Raw genomic sequence first — 522 nt, forward strand, 5'->3', positions numbered from 1 at the left:
ACTGGTCGTTGACCGGATCCCATTCGACGGTGGTGACGAAGGCCGGGCCGAATTCCTTGAGCGCCGGCCAGGCGCCGATGACCAGCGAGATGATGATGCCGACCAGAACGATCAGGACGCTCAACGCAAACGTCAGCGTGACTTTATGGAAGAAATAGTCTTGGAGGCGTTGCCGGCGCATCGCCGAGACCAGCGAAACCGGTGTGGCAGCATTATTTGCAACATCGGCGGATTGCTCGGCCCTTGCATGGTCAGCGGTAGTGGTATTAGTGCTCATGAAGATCGTCTTCAGGCTGGACTCGTGGGAAGTCGGAAGCCTGCAACGATACGCAGCAAATATGACCTGACAATGACCGGCAGAGATTTAGAGCGGCTTGCGAATGGGTGTAGGGAAGAATCGGTTTATCCTGGGCTGCCAGACAAGGCGAGAGGAGCGCCGTGTGGCGGGCCACACAAGCGACGAACAACGCTGCCATGGTGAAGTGGGCCCAAGGCAGGCCGAGGCGACCGTACACCCATTCG

The 522-nt window shown here is 58.4% G+C and carries 1 protein-coding gene and 1 pseudogene; both read right to left on the reverse strand.

All coding sequences use genetic code 11. The features are described from left to right. A pseudogene (locus RY831_RS28335) lies at positions 1-277 on the reverse strand (phosphate ABC transporter permease subunit PstC); the annotation flags it as partial. After that, a partial coding sequence (locus tag RY831_RS28340; RefSeq protein ID WP_326509691.1) for a hypothetical protein occupies positions 267-522 on the reverse strand: 256 nt, incomplete at its 5' end. The pseudogene RY831_RS28335 and the gene RY831_RS28340, both read right to left, overlap by 11 nt.

This window comes from Noviherbaspirillum album, from assembly GCF_035916955.1.
Lineage (GTDB): Bacteria > Pseudomonadota > Gammaproteobacteria > Burkholderiales > Burkholderiaceae_D > Noviherbaspirillum > Noviherbaspirillum album.